The organism is Ancylomarina sp. (assembly GCF_041555295.1).
In the GTDB taxonomy this organism is placed as follows: domain Bacteria; phylum Bacteroidota; class Bacteroidia; order Bacteroidales; family Marinifilaceae; genus Ancylomarina.
The window spans coordinates 1-3,215 of sequence record NZ_JBFFKR010000333.1 but is presented as its reverse complement, the minus strand read 5'-3'; the positions used below and the strand labels follow the sequence as shown (position 1 = coordinate 3,215).

4 protein-coding genes are annotated in these 3,215 nt (G+C 34.2%); 2 read left to right on the top strand and 2 right to left on the bottom strand.

Annotated elements, in window-relative coordinates; genetic code table 11:
• The coding region (locus ABY905_RS15475; RefSeq protein ID WP_372645495.1) for a glycoside hydrolase family 97 N-terminal domain-containing protein at positions 1 to 1,194 on the bottom strand (1,194 nt) is incomplete at its 3' end.
• Between the two features lie 345 nt (positions 1,195 to 1,539).
• On the opposite strand from ABY905_RS15475, the gene ABY905_RS15470 reads away from it, so the two are divergent.
• The gene (locus ABY905_RS15470; RefSeq protein ID WP_372645493.1) at positions 1,540 to 2,118 is read left to right on the top strand and encodes a hypothetical protein; all 579 of its coding nucleotides are present in this window, start codon (positions 1,540 to 1,542) and stop codon (positions 2,116 to 2,118) included.
• A gap of 31 nt (positions 2,119 to 2,149) precedes the next feature.
• Positions 2,150 to 2,749, top strand: a complete 600-nt coding sequence (locus tag ABY905_RS15465) for a hypothetical protein (RefSeq protein ID WP_372645491.1) — start codon at positions 2,150 to 2,152, stop codon at positions 2,747 to 2,749.
• An 83-nt stretch (positions 2,750 to 2,832) separates the two neighbouring features.
• Here ABY905_RS15465 and ABY905_RS15460 read toward each other — a convergent pair.
• Positions 2,833 to 3,215, bottom strand: a 383-nt coding sequence (locus tag ABY905_RS15460) for a DUF6377 domain-containing protein (protein WP_372645489.1), incomplete at its 5' end; no start/stop codon positions are given.

Below are 3,215 nucleotides of genomic sequence, written 5' to 3'. Positions count from 1 at the left end.
CTCCACGCCTTTTTCTTTTCCATAGCGAACCACTTCTTTTAAATCGTAATCCTCATATGGAGTCACAAAATCGAATACACCTTCGCGGTCTTCAAAACCAATCCAGTGCTCCCAACCTGTGTTCCAGCCTTCAACCAAAATTCCACCAATATTATTTTCCGATGCAAAATCGATCAACTCTTTGGCATATTCAGTAGTCGCGCCATGATTACCACTTGCCTTATCCCAGGTTTTGGTTCCCAGATGCATGTCCCACCAAATACCCACATACTTCATCGGTTTAAAATACGAAACATCACCAATCTTGTTGGGTTCATTCAGATTTACAATTAAATCGGATTGAATTAAATCACCAGCCTTTTCAGCAATTTGAATAGTTCTCCAAGGCGTATGGAATGGCAAAGATCGTTTCACCTTATACTTTGTTCTTTCTGATCCAACTAAAGTCGAAACCATCTTCATATTCGAAGTATCAACTTTAAGTGTCATTCCTGAATAATCTGTCAGGTTAGCCTCATGGAAACTTAAATAAATTCCCTCGGCAGTTTTCATACTCACAGGCGTATTCACCGCATTATTCGGAATTGAGGTCTGAGCCAAACTTGCATGTCCACGCAATTTAGTCGCGTCAATTTCAGAGAACTTGGTTGTATGATAAAGATGTTCGTAAATATCCCAGTCACCAGGAATCCACCAAACCTTATGGTCGCCAGTCAGATTAAACTCAGTATTCTCTTCAGCAATCAAAAGCTCTTTCATGGCTTCTTGCTCTGGAAAGTCATATCTAAAACCTATCCCATCATTATAGGCTTTGAACTCTAAATTCATTTTTCTATTAGGAGCTTCTTTTTCAATTAAAGCAACTATCAGTTGATTAAAGTGATCTTCAACCACGCGCTTTTCGCCCCATGGCATTTCCCATGTCGAGTTGCTGCTGGTTTGTTTTGATGATACAATTTCCCATCCCGATTTTATGGCAGGCATATTGGTAAAATCGAAACCCAATGTTGAAGGATCAATCACTGATTTTCCATCGAAGCTTACTTGATAAGTTGGCTGACCACTTTCAAGATTAATCGTGATTGCAATTTTACCATCAGGTGATTTAAGTTCTTGTTTTTGCATATTGCCATTACAAGAAACCATGGCAGCTGTCAGGACGACCAAGCCAAATAAAAGTCTTTTAATGTTCATGAGTTTATAATTTGATTAATTGTTTCGATAATCAAAATAAGAGCATTCAACTTCCAATAACTAAAATATAAACCAATATATAGACGAATAAAGATACATGTTAAAACTAAACAACTAACAACCTACATCTTAACAAAACACAAAACTCTTATAAATATAGATCTGATACAAGAACTTTATGAGATATACACACATGATATGAATGACTTGAATTCTCAAAAGATAAATAATTGAACTGTAAATAATTCCTCCTACTGTATTAATAATAAAACATATTATTAAGAAATGGCATGAATATTGTTATATCCCAATCATCTTTTAATTATCAATAAAATATTTATAAACATGAAAAGAACAATAATCCTTTTAATCGCCCTTACACTCTCAACTTTTGTAATGGCTCAAGAAAAAACTAAAGTAAAAGAGCTTGGTCTTACGTTTAGGAATCTGGATGGTTTTGGATTTTCTTACAAAGTAGGTACAGAACAATCCTTATGGAGATTCAACGCTCTATCATTCTCAGGAGGCAGTGGAGACTATGAAGAAGGCGATTACAATAAGGATAACAAGAGCTTCGGTTTCAGTTTCAATGTTGGAAAAGAATATCGTAAACTTATAGCCAAAAATATGGAATTTAGGTATGGAGCAGATCTTTCTTTTGGATACAGTTACGACAAAGGCAGTAGTATGTCTGGAAGTGAAGGAAAAAGCAATAATTACTACCCTGGAATTAATATGGTTCTAGGTGTAAATTATATAATAAATGACCATATCATTCTTGGTGCTGAAATCATGCCTAGCATAGGCTATTCGTTTCGTAAAAGTACAGACAATGATGGTGAAAAAACAACAAATAAAAACAACCATTTCAGTTATGGTTTTGACAGTTCATCAGTCCTGTTATCCTTGGCTTATCGCTTTTAAATCTTCAAATCAAATATAACATTTCAAGTATATGAAAAAAATAGGAATTCTTTTAATCGCCCTTACACTCTCAACTTTTATAATGGCTCAAGAAAAAACTAAAGTAAAAGAGCTTGGATTAACTTTTAAAAATTTGAATGAATTTGGATTTTCTTACAAAGTAGGTACAACTAAGGAATTGTGGAGATTCAATGCATTATCATTTTCAGGAAGTAATACAGATGCTGAATTCAATAATGATAATGCTGATTTCAAAAGATTTGGATTCAGTTTAAAAGTTGGAAAAGAATACCGTAGACTTGTATCAGAAAAAGTAGAATTCAGGTATGGTGCTGACCTTTCTTTTGGTTATCGTTACGACAAATATACTGGCCATAATACAGAAAATGGATACGGGTATGAAGTAAAAGAAAACAGTTACAGCCCTGGGATTAATTTAGTCTTAGGCTTAAATTATAAAATAAATGACCAGTTTATCTTTGGGGCTGAAATCATGCCTTATTTAAATTATTCAATTAGTGAATCAACAACTACCACAGATACATTTGGCAAACATAAGAGTGATTATTCCAATTTCAATTATGGTTTTGACAGTTCATCGGTCTTGTTATCGGTAGCTTATCGTTTCTAATTAATTACTTTATTTCAAAATAATTATTGCTCCAATTACAATGTTAATTGGGGCATTTTCTTGTCAAAGAATCAGTATTCTAACTAAACAGATTTTATAGCCATCACCTTTAAATCAAACTCTTCATTGGGATAAATGGAGCGATTCCTGATCTTAGTTTTATAGGTGTAAATGGTGTTGACTGAGAGGTTAAGGATGCTGGCTATTTTCTCGCTATCGGCTACACCAATTCGAATTAATGCAAAGATTCTAAGATCGGTGTTTAGAGATAAATGGTCCTTTAAAAATATACGATCCTTTTCATCGAAAAGCTGATTGAATCGCTGTATAAAATCAGGAAATAACTTCAGGAAAATCCGATCAAAATCTTCGAACAAGCGTGCGCGTTCCTTTTTGGAATTGTATTTCTTTAGCTCTTGCTCAATATTATCGTAGGATTTGGTGATCAACTGTCGGGAAATACTCT

Bases quoted from the DNA above. Each gene is read 5' to 3' on its own strand.
- ABY905_RS15470 (WP_372645493.1), top strand. From the start codon at position 1,540: ATGAAAAGAACAATAATCCTTTTAATCGCCCTTACACTCTCAACTTTT.
- ABY905_RS15465 (WP_372645491.1), top strand. From the start codon at position 2,150: ATGAAAAAAATAGGAATTCTTTTAATCGCCCTTACACTCTCAACTTTT.